19 protein-coding genes and 1 pseudogene are annotated in these 26,928 nt (G+C 44.5%); 1 reads left to right on the top strand and 19 read right to left on the bottom strand.

Annotated features, from left to right (window positions below):
• Positions 1-203: 203 nt before the first annotated feature.
• From gcvP to ppsA, 18 genes are all read right to left on the bottom strand, one after another.
• Entirely contained in the window at positions 204-3,173 is a 2,970-nt protein-coding gene (gene gcvP, locus F6K57_RS18970) for an aminomethyl-transferring glycine dehydrogenase (protein ID WP_293069908.1), read from the bottom strand.
• A 321-nt stretch (positions 3,174-3,494) separates the two neighbouring features.
• Positions 3,495-3,902: a glycine cleavage system protein GcvH gene (gcvH, locus tag F6K57_RS18965; protein ID WP_293017766.1), complete on the bottom strand. Its 408-nt coding sequence runs from the start codon at positions 3,900-3,902 to the stop codon at positions 3,495-3,497.
• Positions 3,903-4,009: 107 nt separating this feature from the next.
• Complete coding sequence (locus F6K57_RS18960; RefSeq protein ID WP_293017890.1) at positions 4,010-4,213, bottom strand: hypothetical protein; 204 nt, start codon at positions 4,211-4,213, stop codon at positions 4,010-4,012.
• 308 nt (positions 4,214-4,521) lie between these two features.
• Entirely contained in the window at positions 4,522-7,836 is a 3,315-nt protein-coding gene (infB, locus tag F6K57_RS18955; protein WP_293069906.1) for a translation initiation factor IF-2, read from the bottom strand.
• Positions 7,837-8,256: 420 nt separating this feature from the next.
• Complete coding sequence (locus F6K57_RS18950) at positions 8,257-8,532, bottom strand: YlxR family protein (protein ID WP_293017770.1); 276 nt, start codon at positions 8,530-8,532, stop codon at positions 8,257-8,259.
• Between the two features lie 482 nt (positions 8,533-9,014).
• Complete coding sequence (nusA, locus tag F6K57_RS18945; RefSeq protein ID WP_293017772.1) at positions 9,015-10,304, bottom strand: transcription termination factor NusA; 1,290 nt, start codon at positions 10,302-10,304, stop codon at positions 9,015-9,017.
• A gap of 172 nt (positions 10,305-10,476) precedes the next feature.
• Entirely contained in the window at positions 10,477-10,938 is a 462-nt protein-coding gene (gene rimP, locus F6K57_RS18940; protein WP_070395891.1) for a ribosome maturation factor RimP, read from the bottom strand.
• A 491-nt stretch (positions 10,939-11,429) separates the two neighbouring features.
• The gene (locus F6K57_RS18935) at positions 11,430-11,624 is read right to left on the bottom strand and encodes a hypothetical protein (RefSeq protein ID WP_293069903.1); all 195 of its coding nucleotides are present in this window, start codon (positions 11,622-11,624) and stop codon (positions 11,430-11,432) included.
• Between the two features lie 364 nt (positions 11,625-11,988).
• On the bottom strand, positions 11,989-13,506 hold the full coding sequence (locus F6K57_RS18930; RefSeq protein ID WP_293069901.1) for a hypothetical protein: 1,518 nt from the start codon (positions 13,504-13,506) through the stop codon (positions 11,989-11,991).
• Positions 13,507-13,812: 306 nt separating this feature from the next.
• Complete coding sequence (gene gor / locus F6K57_RS18925; protein WP_293017781.1) at positions 13,813-15,159, bottom strand: glutathione-disulfide reductase; 1,347 nt, start codon at positions 15,157-15,159, stop codon at positions 13,813-13,815.
• Between the two features lie 229 nt (positions 15,160-15,388).
• On the bottom strand, positions 15,389-15,922 hold the full coding sequence (locus F6K57_RS18920; RefSeq protein ID WP_293017783.1) for a peroxiredoxin: 534 nt from the start codon (positions 15,920-15,922) through the stop codon (positions 15,389-15,391).
• A 129-nt stretch (positions 15,923-16,051) separates the two neighbouring features.
• Positions 16,052-16,381 carry a YbjQ family protein gene (locus F6K57_RS18915; protein WP_293017785.1) on the bottom strand — a complete coding sequence of 110 codons (330 nt, stop codon included), beginning with the start codon at positions 16,379-16,381 and terminating at the stop codon, positions 16,052-16,054.
• An 88-nt stretch (positions 16,382-16,469) separates the two neighbouring features.
• Positions 16,470-17,861 carry an NAD-dependent malic enzyme gene (locus F6K57_RS18910; protein WP_293069899.1) on the bottom strand — a complete coding sequence of 464 codons (1,392 nt, stop codon included), beginning with the start codon at positions 17,859-17,861 and terminating at the stop codon, positions 16,470-16,472.
• A 144-nt stretch (positions 17,862-18,005) separates the two neighbouring features.
• Positions 18,006-20,867: a tetratricopeptide repeat protein gene (locus tag F6K57_RS18905; RefSeq protein ID WP_293069897.1), complete on the bottom strand. Its 2,862-nt coding sequence runs from the start codon at positions 20,865-20,867 to the stop codon at positions 18,006-18,008.
• Between the two features lie 464 nt (positions 20,868-21,331).
• The gene (locus F6K57_RS18900; RefSeq protein WP_075904793.1) at positions 21,332-21,601 is read right to left on the bottom strand and encodes a hypothetical protein; all 270 of its coding nucleotides are present in this window, start codon (positions 21,599-21,601) and stop codon (positions 21,332-21,334) included.
• Between the two features lie 81 nt (positions 21,602-21,682).
• Complete coding sequence (locus F6K57_RS18895) at positions 21,683-21,940, bottom strand: hypothetical protein (RefSeq protein WP_075904795.1); 258 nt, start codon at positions 21,938-21,940, stop codon at positions 21,683-21,685.
• An 81-nt stretch (positions 21,941-22,021) separates the two neighbouring features.
• Positions 22,022-22,279: a hypothetical protein gene (locus tag F6K57_RS18890; RefSeq protein ID WP_293017794.1), complete on the bottom strand. Its 258-nt coding sequence runs from the start codon at positions 22,277-22,279 to the stop codon at positions 22,022-22,024.
• 816 nt (positions 22,280-23,095) lie between these two features.
• On the bottom strand, positions 23,096-25,612 hold the full coding sequence (gene ppsA, locus F6K57_RS18885; RefSeq protein WP_293069895.1) for a phosphoenolpyruvate synthase: 2,517 nt from the start codon (positions 25,610-25,612) through the stop codon (positions 23,096-23,098).
• A 40-nt stretch (positions 25,613-25,652) separates the two neighbouring features.
• Between ppsA and F6K57_RS18880 the strand changes: the two genes are divergently transcribed.
• Positions 25,653-25,784 carry a hypothetical protein gene (locus F6K57_RS18880; RefSeq protein ID WP_293017798.1) on the top strand — a complete coding sequence of 44 codons (132 nt, stop codon included), beginning with the start codon at positions 25,653-25,655 and terminating at the stop codon, positions 25,782-25,784.
• A gap of 480 nt (positions 25,785-26,264) precedes the next feature.
• On the opposite strand, the pseudogene F6K57_RS18875 reads toward F6K57_RS18880, so the two are convergent.
• A pseudogene (locus F6K57_RS18875) lies at positions 26,265-26,573 on the bottom strand (adenosine-specific kinase).
• Positions 26,574-26,928 lie beyond the last annotated feature (355 nt).

Below are 26,928 nucleotides of genomic sequence, written 5' to 3'. Positions count from 1 at the left end.
GAAGAGTGTGAGCATTTAGCGGTTAGCGGTCAGCTCTCAGCAGTCAGCCATCAGTGCTCAGCTCTCAACAAATCAACAAAATGATTACCTGTTGTCTTGATGCAAAGCGCGAGTGGGGGGAACCACAGCAAAGCGCGAGTGGGGGAAAGCTCCAATACCCCGCTGCCTCACCATCTCCCCACACTCGACCATTGACTCTGGACTTAGATATACGCCTCCATTCCCTCACAAGAACAAACCAAATTCCTATCCCCAAAGGCATTATCTATGCGCCCTGCCACAGGCCAAAACTTGTGTTCCCTTAACCAAGATGCAGGATATGCAGCTTCTTCACGGGTATAGGGATGAGTCCATTCACTGACTATCAAGGCTTCTGCAGTATGGGGAGCATTCTTCAGCTGATTGTCCCTTTGGTCTACTTGACCCGATTCAATCGCTTGAATTTCCTGGCGGATGGCAATCATGGCATCACAGAAACGGTCGAGTTCCTCCTTCGACTCACTTTCAGTAGGTTCCACCATCACTGTCCCCGCTACAGGCCAGGATACTGTTGGAGCATGGAAACCATAATCCATCAGGCGTTTGGCAATATCATCCACTTCGATGCCCGCAGACTTTTTAAGCGATCGCAAATCCACAATACACTCATGAGCTACTAATCCATTGTTCCCCTTGTACAGAACAGGATAGTAAGGGTCTAACCGCTTAGCCATGTAATTAGCATTAAGAATAGCCACCTTAGTCGCCTCAGTTAACCCCGCACTCCCCATCATGGCAATATACATCCAGGAAATCGGTAGAATGCTGGCACTTCCCCAGGGTGCAGCAGAAATTGCACCAATAGATAAAGTGGAAGGTTGAGACTGTAAGGTTTTGGGCAGGAATGGTACTAAGTGAGGCATCACCCCAATTGGTCCCATGCCAGGTCCACCCCCACCGTGGGGAATACAGAAGGTTTTGTGCAGGTTCAGGTGACACACATCCGCCCCAAAGTCCCCCGGACGGCACAATCCCACTTGGGCATTCATATTCGCCCCATCCATATAAACCTGCCCCCCATGGTTGTGGACAATGGCACAGATATCTTTAATCTCTTCTTCAAACACACCATGGGTAGAGGGATAAGTCACCATCAGAGCAGCTAGGTTTTGGCTATGGTGCTCGGCCTTCTTCCTCAAATCATCTAAATCAATGTTGCCCATCTCATCACAAGCAACAGCCACCACCTTTAAGCCAGCCATCACCGCACTGGCGGGATTGGTGCCATGGGCAGAAGTAGGAATTAGACAGATATTGCGATCGCCTTCTCCCCGGTTTTGATGGTACTTACAAATAGTGAGTAATCCTGCATATTCCCCTTGGGAACCAGCATTAGGTTGAAGAGAAATGCCAGCAAAGCCAGTAATTTCTGCTAACCATTCTTCCAGCTGCTGGAATATAATTTGATATCCGTGAGTTTGGGACAGGGGAGCAAACGGATGAATCTTGCCAAATTCCGGCCATGTCACTGGCATCATCTCAGCAGTGGCATTCAGCTTCATGGTACACGAACCCAGAGGAATCATGGAGGTGTTTAGAGCCAAATCCTTACTTTCCAGGCGGTGCAAATAGCGCAGTAACTCTGTTTCTGAGTGATAGCGGTTGAATACTGGGTTGGTTAAGTAGGTACTACGGCGAGCAAATGGTTGATTAAAATCAGCTGTCACCTTAGTTGTTACCTCAGCCGCCAACTCTTCCACAGTAAAGAGTAGGGATGCACTGCTGGGTTCCCCTAAACTTGCAAAAATTTCCCACAAGTCTACTAAATCCCCAGCCGTCGTTGTCTCATCCAGGGAAATCCCGATAGTAGTTGAATCAATAATACGTAGGTTAATTTGACGTGCTTCAGCTGCTTCGATAATTCCGGACACAGAGCGATCGCTTAATTCTACGCGCAAGGTATCAAAAAACGGTTCTGAGCTAATACTGTAACCTAAGCGTTTCAGTCCCTCCGCCAGGATAACCGTTAATTGATGAATTCTCTCGGCAATACGTTTGATTCCCTCTCGCCCATGATAAACTGCATACATTGAAGCTATCACCGCCAACAGCACTTGGGCAGTACAAATATTGCTCGTAGCTTTGTCACGACGGATATGTTGTTCACGGGTTTGCAGTGCCAAGCGCAGTGCTGGTTTACCATTAGCATCTTTTGATACACCAACGATACGTCCTGGTACTTGCCGTTTATAAGCTGCCCGAGTAGCAAAATAAGCTGCATGAGGTCCCCCATATCCTAGGGGAACACCGAAGCGCTGGGTGCAACCTATAGCAATATCAGCACCAAATTCTCCAGGGGGTGTAAGCAGGGCAAGGCTTAGAATGTCAGCTGCCACAGTTACTAAGGCTTTAGCACCATGAGCCTTATCAATAAATTCCCGATAATCGTATATGGTGCCATCCGTTGCTGGGTACTGAAGCAGAGCTCCAAAAATCTCTTCGTCAAATTCAAAAGTGCGGTGGTCACCAACAATCACCTCAATTCCCAAAGGTCTAGCCCTGGTTTGTACCACTGCGATAGTTTGGGGATGACAGGTTTGGGAAACAAAGAAGTGTTTGGCTTTCGTCTTACACAGACCATAGCTCATGCTCATAGCTTCCGCTGCTGCTGTTCCTTCATCCAACAAGGAAGCATTAGCAATTTCCAGACCAGTCAAGTCTATAATCATTGTCTGGAAATTGAGTAGTGCTTCGAGTCGCCCCTGAGCAATTTCTGCTTGGTAAGGGGTGTAAGCCGTGTACCAACCAGGATTTTCTAGGATATTCCGTTGAATTACAGGTGGGGTAATGCAGTCGTAATATCCCATGCCAATGAAAGACCGGAAGACTTGATTCTTAGAGGCAATTTCTTTTAGCTGAGCCAGGGCAGCATACTCGCTTTGTGCTGCTGGTAACTGCAGAGGTTGATTAAGCCAAATAGCGGCGGGTACAGTTTGCTCAATCAGGCTATCTATAGTGGATATACCCAGGACCTTGAGCATTTGCTCGATTGCATCTGGATTTGGACCTATGTGTCGATTGACAAAAGCATCGGTAGATGGTATTTTTTGTGATGCGGAAAGATTGGGGTCAGATTTCAGCAACGACTGAGTATTTGCTCTATTTTTTTGATCCTGGATATCCAAATTCTGCATAGTAAATCAATTTGTGAATTAAGCAGCGAAGGCGGGGGTCACTTTTGAGGGCTGTGACCCCCTAAGTTGGTAAATCTGTAAATCTATAGATACACAAAGCCCGGATTTATAACTAAAGCGATTTAGAACTAAATTGCTTTAGTTCTAAATATACAATATGAAAACCTAGCATTTGACAAGCTAGGGGTGTTGCTAGATTGATTCTAGATACACAACTTTACACAGCTGGGTGTAGTGATGACAACCCTATTTATCAGCTTTTTACAGAACCTTCGCTATAGCTGTATCTTAAGTTACTTGCTGTTAAACCCAATTTATAATCTACTCTGCCTCGACTTTGGCACGGTACTCCTCAGCAGAAAGGACACCCTCCAGTGGGTTATCAGGGTCATTCAGCCGCACTTTAATTAACCAGCCTTCACCATAGGGGTCTTCTGCAATCTGTTCAGGAGCCTCGATCATCTCCTCATTTCTTTCTACCACCGTACCCGATACCGGGGAATATAGATCCGAAACTGCCTTGACCGATTCAATGGTACCAAAGCTTTTGTCATTTTCTTTGTTACCCTTCTCGATAGTGTCGTCAATTTCTGGGAGTTCCAGAAGAACTAAGTCACCCAGTTGGTCAATGGCAAAGGCGGTAATACCAATAGTGGCAATTTCTCCATCAAGCCGTACATATTCGTGGCTATCAAGGTATTTCAGGTCATCAGGATATTCAAAGGCCATGTCAAGTCCAAAATCAGCAGCAATGCTAATTATCCTTCCTCATTTGTCTTTCGTCCAGCCGCCTTTGACCGTTGACCGTTGACCGTTGACAGGAAACCCTAAGGATTTCAGTAGGCAAGCATTTCTAGAGTTTCACGTAAGTAACGACGTACTCGGCTATCAAGACTATAATCCTGAAATTGTTCACCCAAGGGATGTTCCATTTGCCAGCGTTGGAATCCTGAACTAGCGGCTATGGCTTGTTTAAGACTGTCCCAAACTTGAGTGTCGTGATCTAATGGTCCGGATTCGGATTTAACGAAGCTTGCCATATGCACCTTACCAAAATTTAATACAGATGAATCTAGTTGGGTCATGCTTAAGTGGTAAACTATTAAGCTTACCTGTACACTATCCTATCTGCTTTTTTAGGATTGTGCTTTTAGCAACACTTAATACTTACAATTTGGCAGGGTTAGGGTTGGAGGTTATCGGTTAACAGGTTAAAAGTTGCTTTGGATGGAACCTTGACAATTGCAAGCTTGCCACAGAGCAACTCGTCTCAATAACCTTTAACCTTCAACCTTAAACAAAACAACCTACCCGGCAATGGATGCCTGGGTAAGAACACCCCTCAGCCCTACTTCAGGGAGAGAGTCCGTCGCTTGGTTACCATCTGATAGGTTTCAATGATATCTTTTTCCGCCCAGTCGTTGAATTTATCAACACCCATACCACATTCGTAGCCAGCATTGACTTCCTTGACATCATCCTTAACACGCTTGAGGGAATCCAAAACTCCTTCGTAGATAACTTTGCCACCACGCCGCACTCGTAAACGGCAATTGCGCACGGCTTTGCCTGAGAGTACATAGCAACCCGCAACGGCACCACGACCCACTGGGAAGACAGCTCGAACTTCTACTTCACCCAATGGTTCTTCTACCTCTTCTGGCTCTAACAGACCTTCCATAGCACCTTGAACATCATCCAGGAGTTTGTAGATGATGTTGTATTCCCGCACATCTACCCCTTCCTGTTCAGCTGCTGGTCGAGCACCAGGAGCTAAGGTAGTGTTAAAGCCAACAATAACTGCACCACTAGCAGCCGCTAAGTCCACATCCGTTTCGGTGACTTCCCCAGGGGCAGCCAGTAGAACTCGAATTTGCACTTCATTTTGGGGCAGCTGTTCGAGGGATCCCAGAATAGCTTCCACCGAGCCTTGAACGTCTGCCTTCAAAATCAAGTTGAGTTCCTTGAGTTCACCTTCTTGAGCCTGGGCTGATAATTCAGTGAGGGTAACTCGCCTTGATTTCATGCGAGTTTGCAGGCGAGATTGACGTTGCTGTTGAGCTCTTTCACCAGCAACTGCCCGGGCTTCTTTTTCGCTCTCAAAGACTTCAAACTCATCACCAGCAGCTGGAACATCACTCAAGCCAAGGACTTCCACAGCAAACGAGGGACTGGCTTGTTCGACTCGCTGTCCTCGGTCATCAAGCATGGCTCTGACCTTACCGAAAACTGAACCAACAACCAGGCTATCACCGACCCGCAGCGTACCGTTTTGCACTAAGAAGGTAGCAACAGGCCCTCTAGCTTTATCGAGGTGAGCTTCAATCACCGTACCTTTGGCTGGTCGATCCGGATTAGCAGAGAGTTCTTCTAGCTCTGAGACCAATAGAATCATCTCCAGCAGTGAATCCAAGTTTTCCCTTTGGATAGCACTCACTGGTACCATGATCGTTTCACCACCCCATTCTTCTGGAACCAAGCCCCGTTCTGATAATTCTTGCTTAACCCGATCAGGTTGAGCTCCGGCTTTATCAATTTTGTTAATAGCAACGACCATGGGAACTTCAGCAGCTCTAGCATGACTAATGGCTTCAAGGGTCTGAGGTTGCACCCCATCATCAGCCGCTACTACTAGCACAGCAATATCGGTTACTTTTGTTCCCCTTGCCCGCATGGCTGTAAAGGCTTCGTGACCGGGGGTGTCTAAGAAGACAACCTGTTGAATTTTCTCCTCATGCTCAACATCTACGTGGTATGCACCAATATGCTGGGTAATTCCACCGGCTTCTCCTTGAGCCACTTTTGCTTCACGAATGGCATCGAGTAGAGTCGTTTTACCGTGGTCAACATGACCCATAATTGTCACCACAGGTGGACGCCGCTCGAGGTTTTCCAGGTCTTGGACATCCAGCATTTCCACCTTAGTCGCAGCAGAGGCTTCTTCTTCCATCTCGACCTTGACTCCCACTTCCTCAGCTACCATTGTGGCAGTAGGAACATCCAAAGTCTGGGTAACACTCACAGCTATGCCTTTGAAGAAGAGCATTTTAACAATGTCAGTTTCTGCAATAGCAAGTTGATTAGCCAGGTCTCTAATGGTGAGTGAGTCTCTCAAAACAATTTGTTCTGGGCGTTTGGGCTGACTTTTCTGTGTACGACGGCGATCGCGCTGATCCGACTTGTTGCTACTACTGGCTTTAGCAGGCTTCTTCTTTTGGTTAACACTGGCAGTATGTGCTTGGCTTTGCTGTTTTTGTAGTGACTTTGGTTTGGGAGGACGAGCCAGAGAAAGACTAACTGAAAATGAACCATCGATTTTGTTATCGATTTGATCTGATTCTGTTTCAATATCATCTTCATCATCCAGAATCATTTTAGGTCGCCGCTTGAGTTTGGCGGATTTACCCTTCTGGGCTTTGTCTTCGTCTTCTCCATTTTCTGCCTCCCACTCTTTTTTCTTAGCAGGTCGGGGGACAGATGGTCGCCGGAGCTTGACCTCCTTGAGCAGTTCCTCAGATTCATTGACTAAGGTGTTGGTCTCTTGATCAGAGCCATCATCTGTCAGACCCGTTGAGTCAGCATCGATTGCTGCTACTTGAGAATTGTCTTTATCAAGACCTGGTTTGGTTCTTTTTGGAGGTCGCTGGAGTTCAGGAACGGTTGGTCTTGGTGAACTAGAACGCTTTGGTGGTGATGTTTCCGAGGGCGTTGACTGTTTATTAATAACAGGGGATTTGTTAGGGGATTTGTTAGGAGTTGGACTCTTTACTGACTTTGAACCGGAAGAACCTTTTTGGTTTGACTTTATCGGTCGTTCAACCTTAGCCGGCTGACTTTTTGATTGTGATACTCTGACAGGAGGTCCAGTTAATTTTGGTTTTTCTGTAATCTTAGCTGAGGCAGTACTCTGCTGTGAAATCTTCTGGACTGGTTTAGCGGCTAGTTCTGGTTTAGCGGCTGGTTCTGGTTTAGCGGCTAGTTCTGGTTTAGCGGCTAGTTCTGGTTTAGCGGCTAGTTCTGGTTTAGCGGCTAGTTCTGGTTTAGCTGCTGGTTCTGGTTTAGCTGCTGGTTCTGGTTTAGCTGCTGGTTCTGGTTTAGCTGCTGGTTCTGGTTTAGCTGCTGGTTCTGGTTTAGCGGCTAGTTCTGGTTTAGCGGCTGGTTCTGGTTTAGCGGCTAGTTCTGGTTTAGCAGCTAGTTCTGGTTTAGTATCCTGCTTAATCTTGGTGTCCTGTTCAATGACCTGCTTAGGTCGATTGAGAGTGCTAGGTTGACGAGGGGGTATAGCAGTCGGCTTAATGGGAGGTTGGGGTGGGATTGCCATTTGATTACTTCTCTGGCTAGAAGTATTCCCAGAACTGCGTTTGTGCTTACGAAGCTCCACAATTTGCTGCTTCCGCTCCCCTTTGGGACGTCGAACTAATTTACCAGAGCTTAACTTAGAACCTTTATTTGCCGATGACTCACCTTCGCTATTGCTTACAGCTGCTAGTTGGTCAGAATATTTTTCGGCTGTCGTGCGAATCCGTTGGGCATCCGATTCTGTAATCGTGCTACTGTGACTTTTAACTGCAATATTGAGTCCTTCACAGATGCTCAAAATTTCCTTGTTGTCCAAATTCAATTCCCGTGATAATTCGTAAATTCTGACTTTGCCGCTGTTCATGCACTATTCCCCTGTCGTACCTACGTGTTGTTAAACCATACTCAACTACTCGAATGACTTTTTACTTTATCAAGCTTTATTGGAAAGCTTAAACGATAAGATAAGCGATGCTCAACAGATAATCAACCATCCATGCTTTTTCGTTGGTGTGTTCACCTCAACGGTAGTTTGATAAGTTTATCTATTATCGCGTGCTTCTTTCCTGTGAAAAAAGCCAAGCAGCATTTTAAATTGACGGTTCGGTTAAACCGCCTAATCACCGCGTATGCCTTTAAAGGTAGCTAGCGTATAATCGAAGTAAATTCACCTCCCTTTTGAAACCAGAGCATCAATAGAACTAATGACTTCCTTAGTATCCTAACGATTACTTATGTTCCCCGGACGAACATACATGGAAGAAATTGCTGCTAGATTCACCCTTTAATTACCTAAATTGGGTTGGCTTGGCATGGTAGCTAAACGCTGCCATAAAGTTTCGTACAGATTTTTTGGCACCGATGCACGCAGTGATCGCCCCAGTCGGTTTTTCTTTTGAGCCGCCGCTAGGCAACTCAGTTGAGGACATAAGTAAGCTGAACGACCCATACCCTGATCTAATTGTACCTTTCGTGACGGATAGACTCGGACAATACGCCAAAACTCCTGTTTTGGTGCTACTTTCCGGCAGCTAAGACAACGTCGATAGTTTGGTTTCATAAGGGTTTTCGGTTTGGAAAATCTCAAAAGTCCTCCTTCTTTAAAGGGTACGGTAGATGGAGGCTTGTAGGGCGTTTGCGATTGGGCAAACGCCCTGTTTTACCTGATTGAGTTACCCAATGAAACCAAAAATCAATGCCAGAAGGCGGTACGGATGTGGGCTAACCGGTGGTGTGAGCAGAAGATGAAAAACTATAGTAGAGATCCTCACACCCTTGAGACTGGGATGACTAACACAAGAATAAAATCACCACACCAACCGGCAGTAGGGGGTAGGGGGAGTAGACTAACCCAGCAATAAGTGGAAGTATTCAATAACTCATTGGCTTGGAAGAAAACTGTAAAAGAATTCTTGACCAAAGCCGAAACCCCACACTCCACTACCATTCTAAACCAACAAGCTTAGGGGTATCATTGTATACCATTACCATTCTCAACCTTGGCAAAACTTTCCTCACCTCAGGGTTAACCCCTAAAATTCCTCATTCTTCTTCTTGAGTATTCAAATCAAGCACTGGCTCAGCATCCAGCACATTTTCTGGTGTTTCTACTCCTTCTTGGTAATCTTCCTGTAACTCATTGCTATCGACATCTTCTTCTTCTAGGGTATCCTGTTTAGACATGTCGGTAGTGTCTTTTTTGTATTGCGCAGCATCTTTAATGTCAATCTTCCAACCCGTAAGGCGGGCGGCAAGGCGAACATTTTGTCCTTCTTTGCCTATAGCTAAACTCAGCTGGTCTTCTGCTACTAAAACATGAGCTTGACGTTCTTCTGGATTGACTAGTAGCACCTGATCCACTTGGGCTGGGCTAAGAGCGTTGGCAATATAGGTAGATGGATCAGGAGACCAACGAATTACGTCGATTTTTTCACCTCGTAATTCATTCACCACAACTTGAATGCGGGAACCTCTAGCACCAATGCAAGCTCCCACCGGATCCACATCTCGCTCCAGGGTATCTACAGCAATTTTAGTCCTTGGTCCGACATGACGAGAAGGAGGATTAGCTTCCCGTGCCACTGCGACAATCCTTACCACCTCATCTTCTATTTCTGGGACTTCGTTGGCAAACAGATAGACCACTAAACCAGCCGCCGCTCTGGATACCACCAGCTGAGGACCACGGTGAGGGCCTTCCCGGACTTTTTTGAGATAAACCTTAAAGGTGGAGTTAATGCGATAGTTATCATTGGGGAGCTGTTCCCGTTTGGGCAGTTCAGCTTCTACCTCTGGCCGACCAAAACCACTGCTGAGTGCCATAATAACAGACTGCTGCTCAAACCGTAGTGATCGAGATTGCAGAACAGTTCCTTCTAGGTCTTGAAACTCTTCCTTAATCAGCTTACGCTGTTGGTCTCGGAGTTTTTGAGAGAGCACCTGCTTGGTTTGAATCGCTGCCATGCGACCAAACTCTCCTTGGTCTGGAGTCACATCCAAAACCACTGAATCTCCCAATTGTGCTTCAGAGGCAACTTCCTGGACTTCTTTGAGAGAAATTTGATGGTCACTATTTTGTACCTCTTCGACAATGGTTTTGGTAGACAAAACGCGGAAGCCTTCTTCTTCAATATCAAGATCGACTTCAAAGTTGTCAAAATATTCTTCGTCAAAATGAAATCGTTGGTCTAGCCGTTGAGAACGGCGATAGCGCTCATAGCCTTTTAGCAGTGCTTCTCTTAATGCCTGTTGAACTGCAGACCTAGGTAAATTGTGGCTTTGACTAATTTCTTCTATCATTGCCTTAAGTCCAGGCAAACTAACTATTGACATCAGCAAATCTCCGTCTTAAATCTATCCATGGCAATTGTCTTGGGATTTAAAGTAAATCAAGTTCAACTCCAATCCTCAACCTTAAAGCTTGTAGGGGAGAAGCACTTGTAGATCTATAGTCGAGCCATTGTCTTTAACAAGTGCTGCACCCCTAGCAACCTTCAATAAAAATTTAACCCCCATCATCCAGTTTTACTCTGGACACGAGCTGACGGGGAATGGCAAACGCACGACCCTTGAGATTGAGATAAACTCCGCTCTCATCCCGGCGAATTAACTGCCCGCGCCACTCTTGCTGCCCCTGATAGGGTTCAGATGTCTGAACAATCACACCAAACCCTTTGAAAGAAATGAATTCTCGGTCTGTGCTTAAGTCCTGTGTGATCCCAGGACTGGAAATTTCCAAAACGTAGGTGTCTAAAATGATGTCCTTAGCATCTAACTGAGCTTCTAAAGCACGACTCATGCGTTCACAGTCATCCAAGCTAGTGTCACGGATGGGGTTGCGGATATAGACACGCAGCACCGGTGGGCGTCTGTTGGTCTGGAAGAGAGCCTCTACAATCTCTAATCCTAAATCTTGAGCCAATGGCGTTGCCAAATCGATTAGTTGTGGAATCAGGGGATGAGTCATGGCACCAATCCAATAAAAAAAGTGGGGTCAACCCACTTCATGGCAAAATCTTCTCCAAGAAGTCTAACCGCCCAAAAGCTTCTGCACATCTAGTTAGCACAAGCCCAATCTCTAGTTACTGGTCCTGAGCTATTGTTGACAAGGTCATGGGCTCGAAGACTCTAAACCCTAGGACAAACCGGAAACTTCCCGCAGAATCATTGATTAGGAGTTACCAGCTTGCCGTTGCTATGTTTGAGTGTGACAGCTCCCACACTGACTCGTTGAGTTCAGTGTAGGCTTCCCAGCCAATCCAGCTATTGCTTAGGAGGCGCTGGGCTTTAAGAACGGACTGCCCTGCCGCTCTGTTTTCTTGAGGCGCGACCCCGTAATTTAATTCGCCATAGGAAAGCGCGCCTCCATGTCTTTTTTTTAAAACTGTTGTGCTGACAAACCAGCATTTAAGGCCGTAGGCCACGCTACGCGAACGGCTTTGTTTATCAGTACGCATATTATAGCAATTCCATGCATACCCTGTGCAAAATTAATCCCACACTCATGGCATAGCATTGAGATGTGGGATTAATTTTGCCGGAAGCTAACGCAATTAGCAGCTCAAATGCTTGCCTGATCAAAACTTGAACATGGGTAGTTTTGAGGTCTAATCCCTGCTTGGTGTCTGGTGCGTCGGCACTTTCCCACTTCACAGCCCTTTTCCTCAGAGCAAGCTGACCCTAGAAGTCAACTTGGTTTTTGTTGACCCATAAGTATTTTAGCTTATGGGCATTATTCGGTCAAACTGTATGATGATCTCTGACTATTTACAATAATTTAAAAAAATGTTTATTTTTTTTTATTTCTATATTTTTTTAATTTCATACTAAGTTGCGATCAAAGGTACAACTTTATCTGCCCCCAATCTCCCCATCTCCCCATCTACTATCTTTGAATGCAACTCGGTATCAATCATCAATTGAATGGTTTTACTGTAAATTAACCTAGTTTATAGATCCGCTAATAAAAAAACAATCAATTAATTATTGGAATAATCTTAATTTTTTTTTACTACTGTTATTCCTGAAATCTTTGACGAATTGCTCTGGTTTCATCTAAGATTTTATCTAAGTCTTCTTCAGATAAGCGCCGGACATAATTTATTTTGAATTCCTCTAACCAAGCTGTGATCAAATACTGAATCTCCTGTAATCTATCCTTGGTCTTAATTTCTGCCCCTAAGACTTCCCTTAAATTTTTGAGTAGGTGTTCCAGGAGTTCGTCGGCAACTGGGTCTTCTTGTATCAGAGTATTAATCCCATCATAGAGTGCCTCAAAAATGTTTTTCACTAATTCCTCTGTGAGCTGCTTCTGGAATTGTCCCAGTCCTGGTACATTCTGAAGTCCCTGATAAAGTGTGGACTGTTTAATCCCCATGTCCACATAGTGTTTCATGAGAGCCTCTAGATCAGGACGGATTTTGGGTAAGACTTGATCAACTGTCATCTTTACCATGATGGTGGTGAGCTCTGACACTTCATCAGTGTCATTAAGGTCAATGTAGGGGCGGACTTCCTGTTGAGACAACCATTTGGTAATTTCACCCCGGCTAATGGAGCCCTGAACTTCGTTAATAATTTGAATGACGACCACTTCCGTCATCTCTTGAGCAATACTGGCAACAAATCCCGAGCGGATTTCTCTGGTAATGACACTCAGGTCTATTAATTTAGCTTGACCTAAACGAATGGTAACGGGAATAATTCGTAACCACCGCCATAAGGGTATTAGCAAAAATATGTCATACCAGCGCCACAGCATGGCATTTTGCCACTTGAGTCCAGAATGACGGCGACTGATTAACCAGGTACGAGCCAAAAACTCTGTACCAAATAAGATAAAATATGGGAAGTCAATCAGTCCGAATAGGTCTACGAATTCGCCATTTTCTCCAATTGGACGGTAATAGTTAGTTTCTATTAAGGGTTTAATCTCGGTGTTAAAAAATCCCAAACCTTCCTCTTCACTATGGCTTGCTAAGTACTTTTGAGTCCAGAACTCCTCAAATGACTCTTTTGCTGACTTATCAGGATTTTGTATATGCTTACGCATCTTATTTTTCAGCTTTTCCAAGTTTCCAGTTTTATTGGCTACTTGAAAAGGATTAGTATCAATCATTTCTAAGCTAAGTTTGCGCAGCTCCTTAAGTTTTTTTTCTACTTCTATAGACTCTTCTATAGAAGATAATCCTATCTTGTTAATCTGATTTTCTATTTGCTCAACTTTGTCCAAATATTTTTGAGTATCTCGGTTGTCTTCAATCCCTTTAAATTGGTCGTATAATGGAGTGATATCAGGAATGGGAATCGATAGGGGAAAGCCTTTGGATTTGATCGGACCAATGGTAAAGCTAAATACCTGAATTTTCTGATGTAGCCAGAAATCCCTTAAGGGGATATAGCTGAGGTCAAAGAATACTAAAAGCAGATTAATCAAGGCGATGATCGCCATTAATCGTTCAAACCAAAGAATGCGGCGGGTTTTAACTTTATTAGGTATTTTGACGAATTTTTCTAATTTTTGTAAAGATGACATGGGGAAACTTGGGCTTTCTACCACTAGATGCTGATGTTTAACTCAGATGTATTGAGTTAAACATCAGCCATTCCTTCCTGATAATACAGTTCTAGCCGCTTTTTTAGGATTTATTTCGATTCAGTAGTGTTGATATTGAGAATTGAAAGTATTTAAGCACTTAGTAACAATACCTGGTTTACAGCATTAATCAATTGAATTGCTATAAATTTTCACATCTGATTTTAAAGCGCTATAGTACGAAACTAGGGCGTGTGCTCACGCCCTAGTTACAACTAACTGTATTTCGAAACCTTTTTCAGTCCCTTAGCGCATTGTGACAAACTCTTCTGCAGAACTGGGATGAATTCCAACAGTAGCATCAAAGTTAGCTTTGGTAGCTCCAGTTTTCAATGCGATCGCAATTCCTTGAATAATCTCTGCTGCATGGTCTCCTACCATATGAGCACCCAAGACTTTGTCAGTGTTTTGGTCAACCACTAACTTCATCAGGGTTTTTTCATCCCGACCAGGTAGAGTATAGTACATCGCTCTGAACCGAGAACGATAGACTTTTACCGCATCCCCATATTTCTCCCGTGCTTCGGCCTCACTTAGACCAACCGTAGCTGCTTCGGGTGTGGTAAAAATTGCGGTTGGGACATTCTCGTAGCTCATGATCCGGGATTTGCCACCAAATACGGTATCGGCAAAGGCACGACCTTCATTAATCGCAACGGGAGTTAAGTTCATGCGGTTAGTACAATCTCCTACCGCAAAGATATGGTCTTCTGTGGTAAGACTGTACTTATCGACTGCGATCGCACCGTTTTCAATTGCTACTCCAGTATTCTCTAAACCTAGATTCTGGATATTGGGTATACGACCTGTGGCAGCTAAACTGACTGCATCAGCAATTATAGTTGTTTGTGATTGTCCTTGTACCGTTACATTCAGACCGGCTGATGTGTTTTCAATAGCGATGATCTTACTGTTATTTAGCACGCGAATCCCATGGTTCTCCATGGCTTGTTGAATCTCGGAACCGATTTCCGCATCAAATCCCCGTAAAATCTGATCACGACGAATAACCACCGTGACTTCAGAGCCTAAGCCATTGAGAATACAGGCAAACTCGACACCAATATAGCCACCCCCAAGAATCACGATCCGCTTCGGTTGTTCCTTGAGGTGGAAGATATCATCAGAGGTAATCGCGTGTTCAATTCCGGGAATATCGGGCTTGACCGGATGTCCTCCTACTGCAATCAAGATTTTCTGTGCAGTTACTTTGCGTCCGCCAATGTCTATGGTGTGGGAATCCACGAACTTAGCATAACCCTGAAACAGTTCCACTTTGGAGTTATCCAACATACGTTGGTAAATGCCATTGAGGCGTTCTGTTTCCTGATTCACTGCTGTGATCATGGTTGTCCAATCCAGGGTACTGTGTACCTTACTCCAGCCATATCCCTGTGCCTCTTCAAATTGATCAGGAAAATGGGAGGCATAAACCATCAGCTTCTTAGGAACGCAGCCACGATTTACGCAAGTTCCACCTAAACGGTCAAATTCTGCAATGCCTACTTTTGCCCCATATTCTGCGGCTCGTCTAGCTGTAGCAATTCCTCCGGAACCTGCACCAATAACGAATAAATCAAAATCGTAGCTCATGACTCCCCCAAACTTCTGAATTACTATTCGGTTGAAAGATTACTTATTTTTGGTAGATAGGCGCAATAGGCGTCGGAGGTAAAATTTTACTGATCGTCCAAGGTAATGATTGTTGTATCACTCTCAAGTCAATCCACGATTATCAGGACTTACGCACCAAACTGAAAACAGTAGAGGCGTTGCAGGTAACGCCTCTACTGATAAAGCCTTAACTAAGCTGGGAAGTATCTCAACTTTTAGCTGACTTCAAGTATGCCAACATGGTATCTGCATCTGAGACCTCGAAGGGATCGGTAGGGCAGTTATCTTCATAGCCTGGTTCTACAAACATTTTTTCAATCTTGCCGTTATCTACCACCATAGAGTAGCGCCAAGAACGCATACCAAAACCGAGATTATCTTTTTCTACCAACATCCCCATTTTGCGGGTGAATTCCCCATTACCATCGGGTAGCAAGAAGATATTCTGAACCCCTTGCTGTTTGCCCCACTGGAACATCACGAAGGCATCGTTGACAGATAAGCAGATCACTTGATCAACCCCTTGTGCTTTGATCTCGTCATAGAGTTCTTCATAGCGGGGTAAGTGGGTTGATGAACAGGTGGGTGTGAAGGCACCAGGAAGGGAAAATAGCACGATACGCTTACCGCCAAAAATTTCCTGTGTAGTGCGGTCTTGCCAGCGGAAGGGATTGGGTCCAGCAACTGACTCATCTCTGACTCTGGTCTTAAATACTACGTCGGGTACTTGATTGATAACCATCTTGTCTTACTCATTCCTTTATGATTGTTACTCTTTAATCGTAGTCGTAACGAGTATGAGTTGTCAAGGAAATTTAGCGGATTTAGTTAAACAACAGTTGACGGGTACCCGTCAACTGTCAAGCAACCCTTAATTCTTGATTTTGATGGCTGTGCCAGTCGCGGTAATCAGTAGCAGCACCCCCTTTTCATCAACGTTAATTGTGCCAGTATCCATAGCAATGCCAATCACAGCATCTGCTCCTAGTTCTGAGGCACGTTGCTTCAATTCTTTGAGGGCTTCTTGGTGTCCTTTTTCAAAGACTTTTTCATAACTGCCAGTACGTCCTCCGATTAAATCTCGAATACCAGCAAAGAAATCCCGCAGTGCATTGGTGCCGTAAACCACCTCAGCAGTGACAACGCCCAAATACTCTTCAACAATCGCACCTTGAATAACATCAGTAGTAGTTACAATCATCAGTCCTGCCTCAAAAAATGAATCAAATGCCACCAGAATAGCTAATTGCTATGGCTTAATCATGAAATTATCGAAATACAACTACTTATTAATGGCATGCTACACCATCCTGACGTGCTGCCCTTTGCACCGCAGCAGCAACCGCAGGAGCAACTCGCTCATCAAATGCTGAGGGAATGATATGTTCTCGATCTAAATCACTGGGATTAATCAGGGATGCGATCGCAAAAGCTGCTTCGAGACACATATTCACGGTAATGGTTGACGCCCGACAATCTATAGCGCCACGAAAAACCCCTGGAAAAGCCAGAACATTATTAATCTGATTGGGATAGTCACTACGACCTGTAGCCATTACTGCTACATCATCTACTACCAATTCTGGCTGAATTTCCGGGATAGGATTAGCCATAGCCATGACAATGGGCTTCTTGGCCATGGACCTGACCATGTCTGGGGTTAGAACCCCAGGTACACTCACCCCAATAAACACATCGGCATTACCAATGGCACCAGCGAGAGTACCCGAAGCATCCACAGCAAATTCTTGCTTTTGCTCAGTCAAGTTAGGGCGTTTAGTAGAAATAATGCCTTGGGAGTCGCATATCCAAATTACACCTGCACCAGCTTTACGGAGTAACCGGGCAACTGCCATACCGGCAGCGCCAGCTCCATTAATAACAATTCTTACCTCTTCTAGGGATTTCTTGACTAGCTTCAGGGCATTGGTCAAGGCAGCAAGGGTGACAATAGCCGTACCGTTCTGGTCATCGTGAAAGACTGGAATATCTAACTCCTGCCGGAGTCTGGCTTCAATATCAAAGCAACGGGGAGCACTGATATCTTCTAAATTAATACCACCAAAAACCGGCGCGATAGTTTTAACGGTTTCCACGATCTGATCCGTATCTTGGGTAGCTAGGCAGATAGGAAAAGCATCAATACCAGCAAACTCTTTGAACAGCATTGCTTTACCTTCCATCACTGGCAAAGCGGCTTCTGGCCCTAAGTTACCCAACCCCAACACTGCACTGCCATCGGTGACCACAGCAACCATGTTGCTTTTAATGGTAAAGGAGTAGACCTGTTCTGGGTCAGATGCGATCGCTTTACAAATCCGACCTACACCAGGAGTGTAAGCCATAGCCAATTCAGATTGATGCTTGAGGGGGATTTTGCTGTTGACACTGATTTTGCCACCGCGATGGAGGTTGAAGGTGCGGTCATAGACATTTAGGATTTGGACATCGGGAACTTCTGACACCGCTTGTACAATCTGTTCAGCGTGTTCAGTGCTAGCTGCATCTACGGTAATCTCGCGAGTAGCAATTTTCCGAGTTTTCTCCACCACCATAATTTCTCCCAATTGACCGCCAACAGATGCGATCGCTTGAGTTACGCTGGCTAACATCCCGGCACGGTTGGGGTATGTTAAGCAAATAGTCAAACTGAAACTAGGATTTGGGGTCAGGTCTACCATGCTGTCTGATCTGGGATTATAGAAATATGTTGGCGCAAGCTCATTTCCTGCTATATCAATCTAGACTAAACTAGACTTTAGTTCATAGTTGATCGCAAGCATGGAATAGGAATTATTTGCCGGACCCAGGAGATCAAGAGGATTCTAGCCTCCAATCAACTGCCAGAACCGATCATCTTCTGAAATAGCCTCAAAATCCGGGTCATTACTCGCCTCTTCCCGATACCTTGGATTTAGCTCAATCGCCTGCTCTAGGTTTTCCACAGCTAAGGTGACTTGACCCTGGGAAGAATAAACGATTGCTTTGTTATAATAACCAGCAGCATACTCAGGTTGAATCTCCAAAGCCCGATTAATGCTTTCCAATGCCTGATCATTCTGTTCTAGCTTGACTAAGGTAGAACCTCTGTAATTCCAGGCTTTGTGGGAGTCGGGATTTAATTCAATAGCCTTGTCAAAAGAAGCAACAGCTTCTTGGTATCTTTCTAATACATCCAGAGCCATGCCTCGATTCAACCAGGCTACTGTATTATCTGGCTGAACTTGGACAGCTTGGTCGAAGGATTCAAACGCCTCTTCATGCTTTTGTAGCATTCCCAGTGCTACTCCTCGGTCAACCCAAGCTTGATGATAGTTTGGCTGAATTTCTAGGGCCTTGTCATAGGAAGCGATCGCATCTTCGTAGCGTCTCAACCGTCTTAGGGTCATGCCCCGGTTTAACCAGGCTTTGTAGTGGTCTTGCTTGAGTTTAACCACCTTATTAAAAGCAACCACTGCTCCTTCATACCGCCGGAGTTCCATCAAAGCCAGACCTCTTTGATACCAGCTATCTGGGTCATCTGGCTTAAGCTCAATTACTTTGTCATAGGACGCGATCGCATCTTGATACTGCTGTAATTCCCATAATGCCATACCTCGCTGATACCAAATATCAGGGTTATTCGGTTGAAGGTCAAGAGCTTGATCATAGGAAGCGATCGCATCTTGATACTGCCCTTGAGAGAATAGAGTATTGCCCTGATTCACATAGTCATCTGGATTCAAGAACAATTTAGGATGGTTCGATTTGAGGCGTTCTAATTGTTCCGTCAGAGTTTGAGTGTTTTGCAGCACTTCAGACAGAGCAGCTTCTGCAATGGATGTTGGGGAAATCTCTGCTAGTTGTTGTAGAATTTTATCCTTCTCGGTTTGAGCCTCAGATTCCACCTCAGACAGCTGAGCAGCCAAGGTGGTTTCCAATTTGTCCAGATTTTGAATGATTATATCTTTTCGCTTTTGAATGTCCGACTGTAAATCAGAAAGTTGAGTTTTCGCCTCTGTTTCTAATTTTTCCAGACTCTGAATGGTCTGAGCATTCTGGGTTTGAATTCCTGACTGAGAGTCAGAAACCTGAGTTGTTAAATTAGCCTCTAGCTCTTTCAGATGCTGGAGAGTCTTATCGATTTGCACTTCAATCTTCGACTGGGATTTTGAAAGTTGTTCAGTAATGTCAGTTCCTAATTGCTCTAGCTTCTGAAGAGCTAAATCGATTTTATGTTGAGCTTTTTGTTCAGCCTCCACCTTAATGTCAGATAGCTGAGGAGTAAACTCTGTCTCTACCTGTTTTATATTTTCTAGTATTAAATCCCGTTGCTGTTGAGCCTTGGCTTCAAGTTCAGACAATTTTGAGGCAAACTCTGTCTCTGATTGGTTCAGTTTCTCCAATACTTTATCTTGATGCCCTTGGACATTGGCTTTGAGTAAAGATAGTTGAGGAGCAAAATCAGAGGTGAGTTTTTCTAGATTCTTGAGGTAACTGTTCCTTTCTTTATCAGCCTTTGCCTTAAGCTCAGACAGTTCAACAGCAAAATCAGACTCTGATTGATTTAGTTGCTGCAGGACTTTATCCTTATGTTCTTGTACATTACCCTGAAGTTCAGATAGTTGAGGAGCAAAGTCAGCACTTGATTTTTCTATGGTTTGCAGGTAATCTTCGCTTTGTTTTTGAGCCTTGGCTTTCAAGTCAGACAGTTCGGAGCCAAACTCTGTCTCTGATTGGTTCAGTTTCTTCAGTATTATCTCTTTCTGGGCTTGTACATCCGCCTGGATTTTCGATAATTCTGGAGTAAATTCAGCCCCTAATTTTTCGAAATCTTTTAAAGTTAAGTCCTTTTGGTTTACCGCAGTTTCTTTCAGGTCAGACAGTTCGGAGCCAAACTCTGTCTCTAATTGCTTCAGTTTCTTCAGTATTGTCTCTTTCTGGGCTTGCACATCCCCCTTGAGTTCAGATAATTGGGGGGCAAACTCAGCGCTTAAGTTTTCTAGATACTTCAGAAAACTATCCCGTTGCTTTTTAGCGTCTTGCTCGAGTTTAGACAGTCTTGAGGCAAAGTCAGTCTCTAATTGTTCTAGCTCTTGTTGAGTATCGGTTTTTTGCGTCTTGATTGTCGTTAATGCCTGTTGCTGGGACTGAGACAATTTGGATAGCAGCTTAGATAGATTTTCTCGTTTAACACTTAGGTCTTGTTTAAACTCTGCCGCCTGCTGATCTAGCTCCAAAGCAATGTCTTCAGTTTTTTCGAGGATACTTTGAACATTTTTATTGGCACTGACAATCCTATCTTCCAAGTCAGTCAGTTCATTGAGGTGAGCTCTCACGATTTGGGCAACCTCACGAATCACAGACCTTCTTAGCAGCCACAACGCTGCGATCGCAGCCACCAGTAGCAGTACCAGAGTGACCAACACAACCAGCAAAACATTAGACAGGAGCGTCACCCGCTGAAAGCTAAGATTCGCATCAGTTTGAACTTGCTTTTGACTTGAGCTCTGAGCGACTATCTGTTTTGGAGGGTCAGGTTCGATGGATTGGGCACTGCCAAGGCCAACAGGCAACAGGAAGAATGACAAAACAATAGTGCTTCGCCACACCAGTGCTAACATGTGTTGATTTTTACGCTTCATCAGAACGTCCTTTCTCTGTTGGTCATCTTGTACTGCCCATAGAGGCTCTATCTTACGTGCCAAGATCAACTCCCCTACTTAAATCCATTTCTTCTAGTTTGCCACCTCCATGACTGAAAGGGTGAATGCCCTTTGATCCCAGTTTGCCAATCAGTAGACCAATCAGTAGACCACAGTTAACACACTTTTGGTTACACCAACAGGTCCTTCTCAGCTTACCCCCTAATCAGCTATGGGGCTATCCAAGCTATAGCAAGTCTTCAAAGTAGCACTACAGATGCAGATGGCCAGAGGTCGGGATGACCAGATCGGGAGATGGCCAGATGAAATTGATGTGCAATTAATCCAGGAATTAACGAGAATCCCTACCTTCTGAAGGCAGGGATTCTCGTTAATTGGTATAATGTAGTATACTGTCAAGGAAACTTAGTACTAGTGCAGGGGAAACCGAAATAAGTGAAATGACCAGCTCCGACCTCTGTAGATGAAAGTGGTGACTTATTTCTGCGAGCCTGGACTAGGTGGAATCAGTAAAGTTTACGTTCTTCCCACAAGAAGCAGTAGTACGGTACACTGCCCAAGCCAGCATTAGTCAAAATTGATACCTTTATGACTGGGTTGGGTTCACAATTGTCTTCCTCAGATATCAAATCTAGGTTGGCCTGGTTAAAGAAGATGCCTGAAACCCGGCTTTTGATAGCTTGGAAATTATGGGCAATCCCAAGGAGCACAGATGACAGCTTTTGCCAGACTACAGCAAAGGTTGGTTTGATGGTTTCGTTAATTGTTGTTAGCATGTCAACACCCTTTATAGTATGGATTGAAAAAAAATTGTCTTAAAATGCACCCTTTTATACCCATGGCCTACTTGCACTGCTTCAACCTTTCCAAAAGAAGCAGTAGTACGGCACAGTGCCCAAGCCAGCATTAGTCAACATTGACACCTTTATGACTGGGTTGGGTTCACAATTGTCTTCCTCAGATATCAAATCTAGGTTGACCTCGTTAAAGAAGATTCCTGAAAACCTGGTTTTTATAGCTTGGAAATTATGGGCAATCCCAAGCAGCACAGATGATAGCGTTTGCCAGACTACGGCAAAGGTTGGTTTGATGGTTTCGTTAATTGTTGTTAGCATGTCAACACCCTTTATAGTATGGATTGAAAAAAAATTGTCTTAAAATGCACCCTTTTATACCCATGGCCTACTTGCACTGCTTCAACCTTTCCAAAAGAAGCAGTAGTACGGCACAGTGCCCAAGCCAGCATTAGTCAACATTGACACCTTTATGACTGGGTTGGGTTCACAATTGTCTTCCTCAGATATCAAATCTAGGTTGACCTCGTTAAAGAAGATTCCTGAAAACCTGGTTTTTATAGCTTGGAAATTATGGGCAATCCCAAGCAGCACAGATGATAGCGTTTGCCAGACTACGGCAAAGGTTGGTTTGATGGTTTCGTTAATTTTTGTTAACATGTCAACACCCTTTATAGTATGGATTGAAAAAAAATTGTTTTAAAATGCACCCTTTTATAGGCTTGTCAAGCTTTCACTTGTTCCACTGCTGTCTGTGGATCCTGTTTACCCGTGAGCTGTGCCATTGAAGACACCCTCATTAGCGATACCACAAGCCTGAAGACATCTAGCTAGTAGCTATTACGGGTGGTTTCACCCATAGTTATGGCTACCATGGTTTTTTACTTGAGCTGACAGCAAGAGAACTAGTGATTTCAGCTCATCTACATTTGATAGAGTTGGGAAAATCAAAAATGGTAGAATTTGTTCTATTTAATTACCCATTCTTGATTTATTTTATAATCTTTAGATTTTATTTATATTTCTCTGGAGCTATCATCCCCAATTCCTCCTATTTTATATTTCTTAAAAAACGTCAAGTTTATGGTTAGCCAAGGTTTTTCTATGGTTTGGGGCAAGTTAATCCCTAGGCCCTTGGCGTATCTTAAAGTTTTGTAATGTAATTTTTGATTTTGAATTACATGAGAATTTTTGGCTATTAACTCATCCTTCCTCCCAGGTCATCTGCGATTGTTGATCAAGAACTCGGCGACATCAATCACCAAACTTGGCATCTTTGCGGTGCGACCCGTGGCGAATTTAATTCTTAATGGGTCAAGCGCACCGGAGACGTTTTGAAGCTAGAAGCTACTTGCAACTTGCCCCTAAATGCGACGAGATTCAAGTCATCTCCATGGGGGAAAACCTTGAGGTGTTTGGTTAGGTGTAATGTAAATTTATTAACACATAACCCTCTTAACACCTAACACCGGGACACTAATTTACTCCTTCTACCTTGGCGATATCCAGAAGTGTCTTGAGTACCGAGTCAGGGTTCAAGCTGATGGAATCAATTCCCAACTCCACTAAGAAGCAGGCAAATTCCGGATAGTCACTTGGTGCTTGACCACAAATACCAATCTTGCGGCCATTTTTCTTGGCTTTTTCTATCACCATCCGCACCATTTGTTTAACTGCTTCGTTACGTTCATCAAAGATATGGGCAACTAAAGCAGAGTCACGGTCTAATCCTAAGGTTAATTGAGTGAGGTCATTAGAACCGATGGAGAAGCCGTCAAAGATTTGGCTATACTCGTCGGCTAGGATGACGTTACTGGGGATTTCACACATCACATAGACTTCTAACCCATTCTCCCCCCGCTTCAAGCCATGTTTTTCCATTTCCGCCAGCACCCGGCGACCTTCATCAGGAGTGCGACAGAAGGGAATCATGGGGATAACGTTTGTGAGTCCCATCTCATCCCGTACCCGTTTGAGTGCCTTACATTCCAAACCATAGGCTTCCCGGTAGATTTCATCACAGTAACGAGACGCCCCTCGCCATCCTAGCATCGGGTTCTCTTCTTTGGGTTCAAACTGTTTACCCCCTAAGAGATTGGCGTATTCGTTACTCTTGAAATCTGACATCCTGACGATAACTGGTTTGGGATAGAAAGCAGCAGCGATGATGCTAATCCCGTTGGCTAGTTTATCCACAAAGAAGTCAGGTTTATGGTCATACAATGCTGTCAGCTGAGCAATTTCTTCCTTGACCGATGGATCTTCGAGTTTATCGAAGTGAATCAACGCCATCGGGTGTGCCTTAATGTGATTGGCAATGATGAACTCAAACCGGGCTAACCCCACCCCATCGCAGGGAAGAAAAGACAGACTAAAGGCTTTCTCTGGGTTACCCACATTCATCATGATTTTGGTGCGGGTGCGCGGTAGGTTGTCAAGGGGTGTTTCTTGCACCTCAAAGGGCACTAACCCTTGATAAACCTTGCCTTCATCTCCTTCTGCACAGGAAACCGTCACTGGTTGGCCTGTCTTCAACTGGTTAGTGGCATTGCCACAACCCACAATCGCGGGGATACCCATCTCACGGGCAATGATGGCAGCGTGACAAGTGCGGCCTCCTTGGTTAGTGACGATAGCACTCGCTCTCTTCATGATAGGTTCCCAATCCGGATCTGTCTTGTCCGTGACCAATACCTCTTTGGCTTGGAAACGGTCAATCTTGTTGACATCCAGAATTACCCTTGCTTTGCCTTGACCAATCATTTCACCGACGGCGCGACCGGTGACTAGCACAGACGTTGCCTGCAATGTCTCTACATCGCCTTTGAGTTGATAATGACAAATAACATTGGCAGATTTCTGGGATTGTACAGTTTCCGGACGGGCTTGAACAATAAAGAGTTCACCGGTTTTCCCGTCTTTCGCCCACTCAATGTCCATGGGGGTGTAGCTACCCCGCACCTGGGAATAGTGCTCTTCAATGATGCTAGCCCACTTGGCTAGGGTCAGAATTTCCTCATCATTGATGGCGTATTTTCCCCGTTCTGATGGCGGCACTGATATATTTTTCGTCAGTTTTACGCCGTCATCATAGACCATTTTGACTTCTTTGCTACCTAGACGTTTGTCTAGGATAGGGCTATACCCCTCTTGGAGAGTCGGCTTGAACACCAGGTATTCATCAGGGTTGACTGCTCCTTGGACAACGTTTTCACCTAAACCGTAAGCCGCCGTTACTAAAGCGGCATTTTTAAATCCGGTTTCGGTGTCGATGGAGAACATCACACCAGAGGACGCTAGGTCTGAACGCACCATTTTCTGGACACCGACAGACAGAGCAACATCAAAATGGTCAAAGCCTTTAACAGTTCGATAGGAGATGGCGCGGTTGGTAAAAAGGGAGGCAAAGCATTTGTGACAGGCTTCTAAAACCCCTTTTACTCCGTGGACGTTGAGATAGGTTTCCTGTTGACCAGCAAAGCTAGCATCAGGTAAGTCCTCAGCGGTGGCACTGGAACGAACTGCTACATCTGTATTGTAATTTGACTGTAGGCAAGTGTCCCGATATTCTGGCTCAAACTGCTCACAGAATTCCTGGGGATCATTCCCATAGCGTTGGCATAGTTGTTGGTATGCCAACGCGATCGCATTGGCTAGTTCTTTTGGGAATGGCGTATTGAGGATTAAGCTTCTCGCTTGCATCCCCCGTTGTCGCAAGTTATTGACATCTTCCACATCCAGGTCAGATAATCCCTGGCGCAGCTTGGCTTCTAACCCAGCTTTCTCAATAAAATATCGATAGGCATAGGCTGTGGTAGCGAAGCCAGTGGGTACTCTAACTCCTACTGGTGTCAGTTGTCGGATCATTTCCCCCAAAGAGGCATTCTTTCCCCCCACTAGGGGGATATCGGCAATCCCAACTTCCTCAAACCAGAGGACGAAGGCTTTGTCTTTGGCAGATGGTTGGGCTTTTTCTGGAGCAGTGATGACCATATGATGCTTCTCCTAAGCTTGACTTCCAAGGGGAGTACAGATGGTTTTCTGCCTCAATGGGATTGTTCAATGGGATTGTGAAAAGTCCGATGAAGCACCTGAAGTTGTGGCAGTTGCTGAACTAGCATTAACTCAAGGCTTAGCCTGTTCGGCAGACAACGTCACCTTATGACAACGTCACCTTATGACAACGTCCACGAATATGCCATTGTCTTAACTCTAGCCTAGCAATTCGTTTCTCCCCTTCATTGAGCTATCAACTCTATCGGGGCTGATACTACTAGTTTAGAAAATTTTCCTCAAAGGAGGTCATCTTTCTTTACTTTATTTTATATACAACACAGATGTTGTTTAACTAGAAATCAGAAATGATTAAGTATAAGTCAGAAATGATTTAAATTTTTTATAGATATAAACAAGGGGATGAGTTTTAGTTAATTTCCAGGCTTTGGCTTATCTCACCAGATTTTTGTAGTTTATTTTACATAAATTTCCAGGCATTTGTAGTTTATTTTACATAAATTTCCAGGCATTTGCTATATGGTAAAAAACCTGAGGAAAATAGTAATAAATTTCTCAATACCATTATTTTTCGTCTCTGGTGCAACAGGCACGGAAATACCTGACCGCTAAAAATTACCCCCTTACCCCCTTAGCCCTTCATCTGTTGCATTTCAGCTACAATCTCCTGTACTGGATTGGCGGTTGAGCAATGGATAGGGCAGACTTCTGGGCACTGCTGGATGGCATTCAAGAAGTTGAATGGGTATGCTTCTTTGAGTACAATCACGAAGCTATGTCCAGATGCGCTCCCACAGCGTGAGCAAAGCTGAATCCCTTGAGGATTCTGAGTTGGATTAGATTTAAGCGTTGGATCATTTCCTGTAGCTCGGATCAATTATGATCCAGATGCTTCACAGAAGACGATGCCGGATTTTAGCTGGGTCGAAGTTCCGATCATGACCTGATATAAGTCAACGACCGTTTTAATAAAGTGGGCGTTACCAATAATAATGATGTTACTCCCCCTGACGAAATTTCCATCCTAAGCACTTTGAGTTCGATTGTCACCGACCTCTGAGCCTCAGTGAAATAGTAAAAACACTAAATTTAAACAGTAAAAACACTAAACTAAACCTAAAATCTATATACTATCTCCAGCCGAAGTAAAATGACTGCCAAAATGCCAAATATCTACCGGCATCATAGATACTTCTTCTGATGGCAGGTGGTAACCTGTAGATCTAATTATCACCTCAGCATTGACAAAAATGCCTAAGTATGAATATAGCAAAGGGAACAGGGAACAGCGGATC

The sequence above is a fragment of the Moorena sp. SIO4A5 genome, from assembly GCF_010672005.1.
Classification (GTDB): domain Bacteria; phylum Cyanobacteriota; class Cyanobacteriia; order Cyanobacteriales; family Coleofasciculaceae; genus Moorena.
The sequence above is the reverse complement of the archived record's forward strand: the minus strand, read 5'-3'. Positions and strand labels throughout refer to the sequence as shown.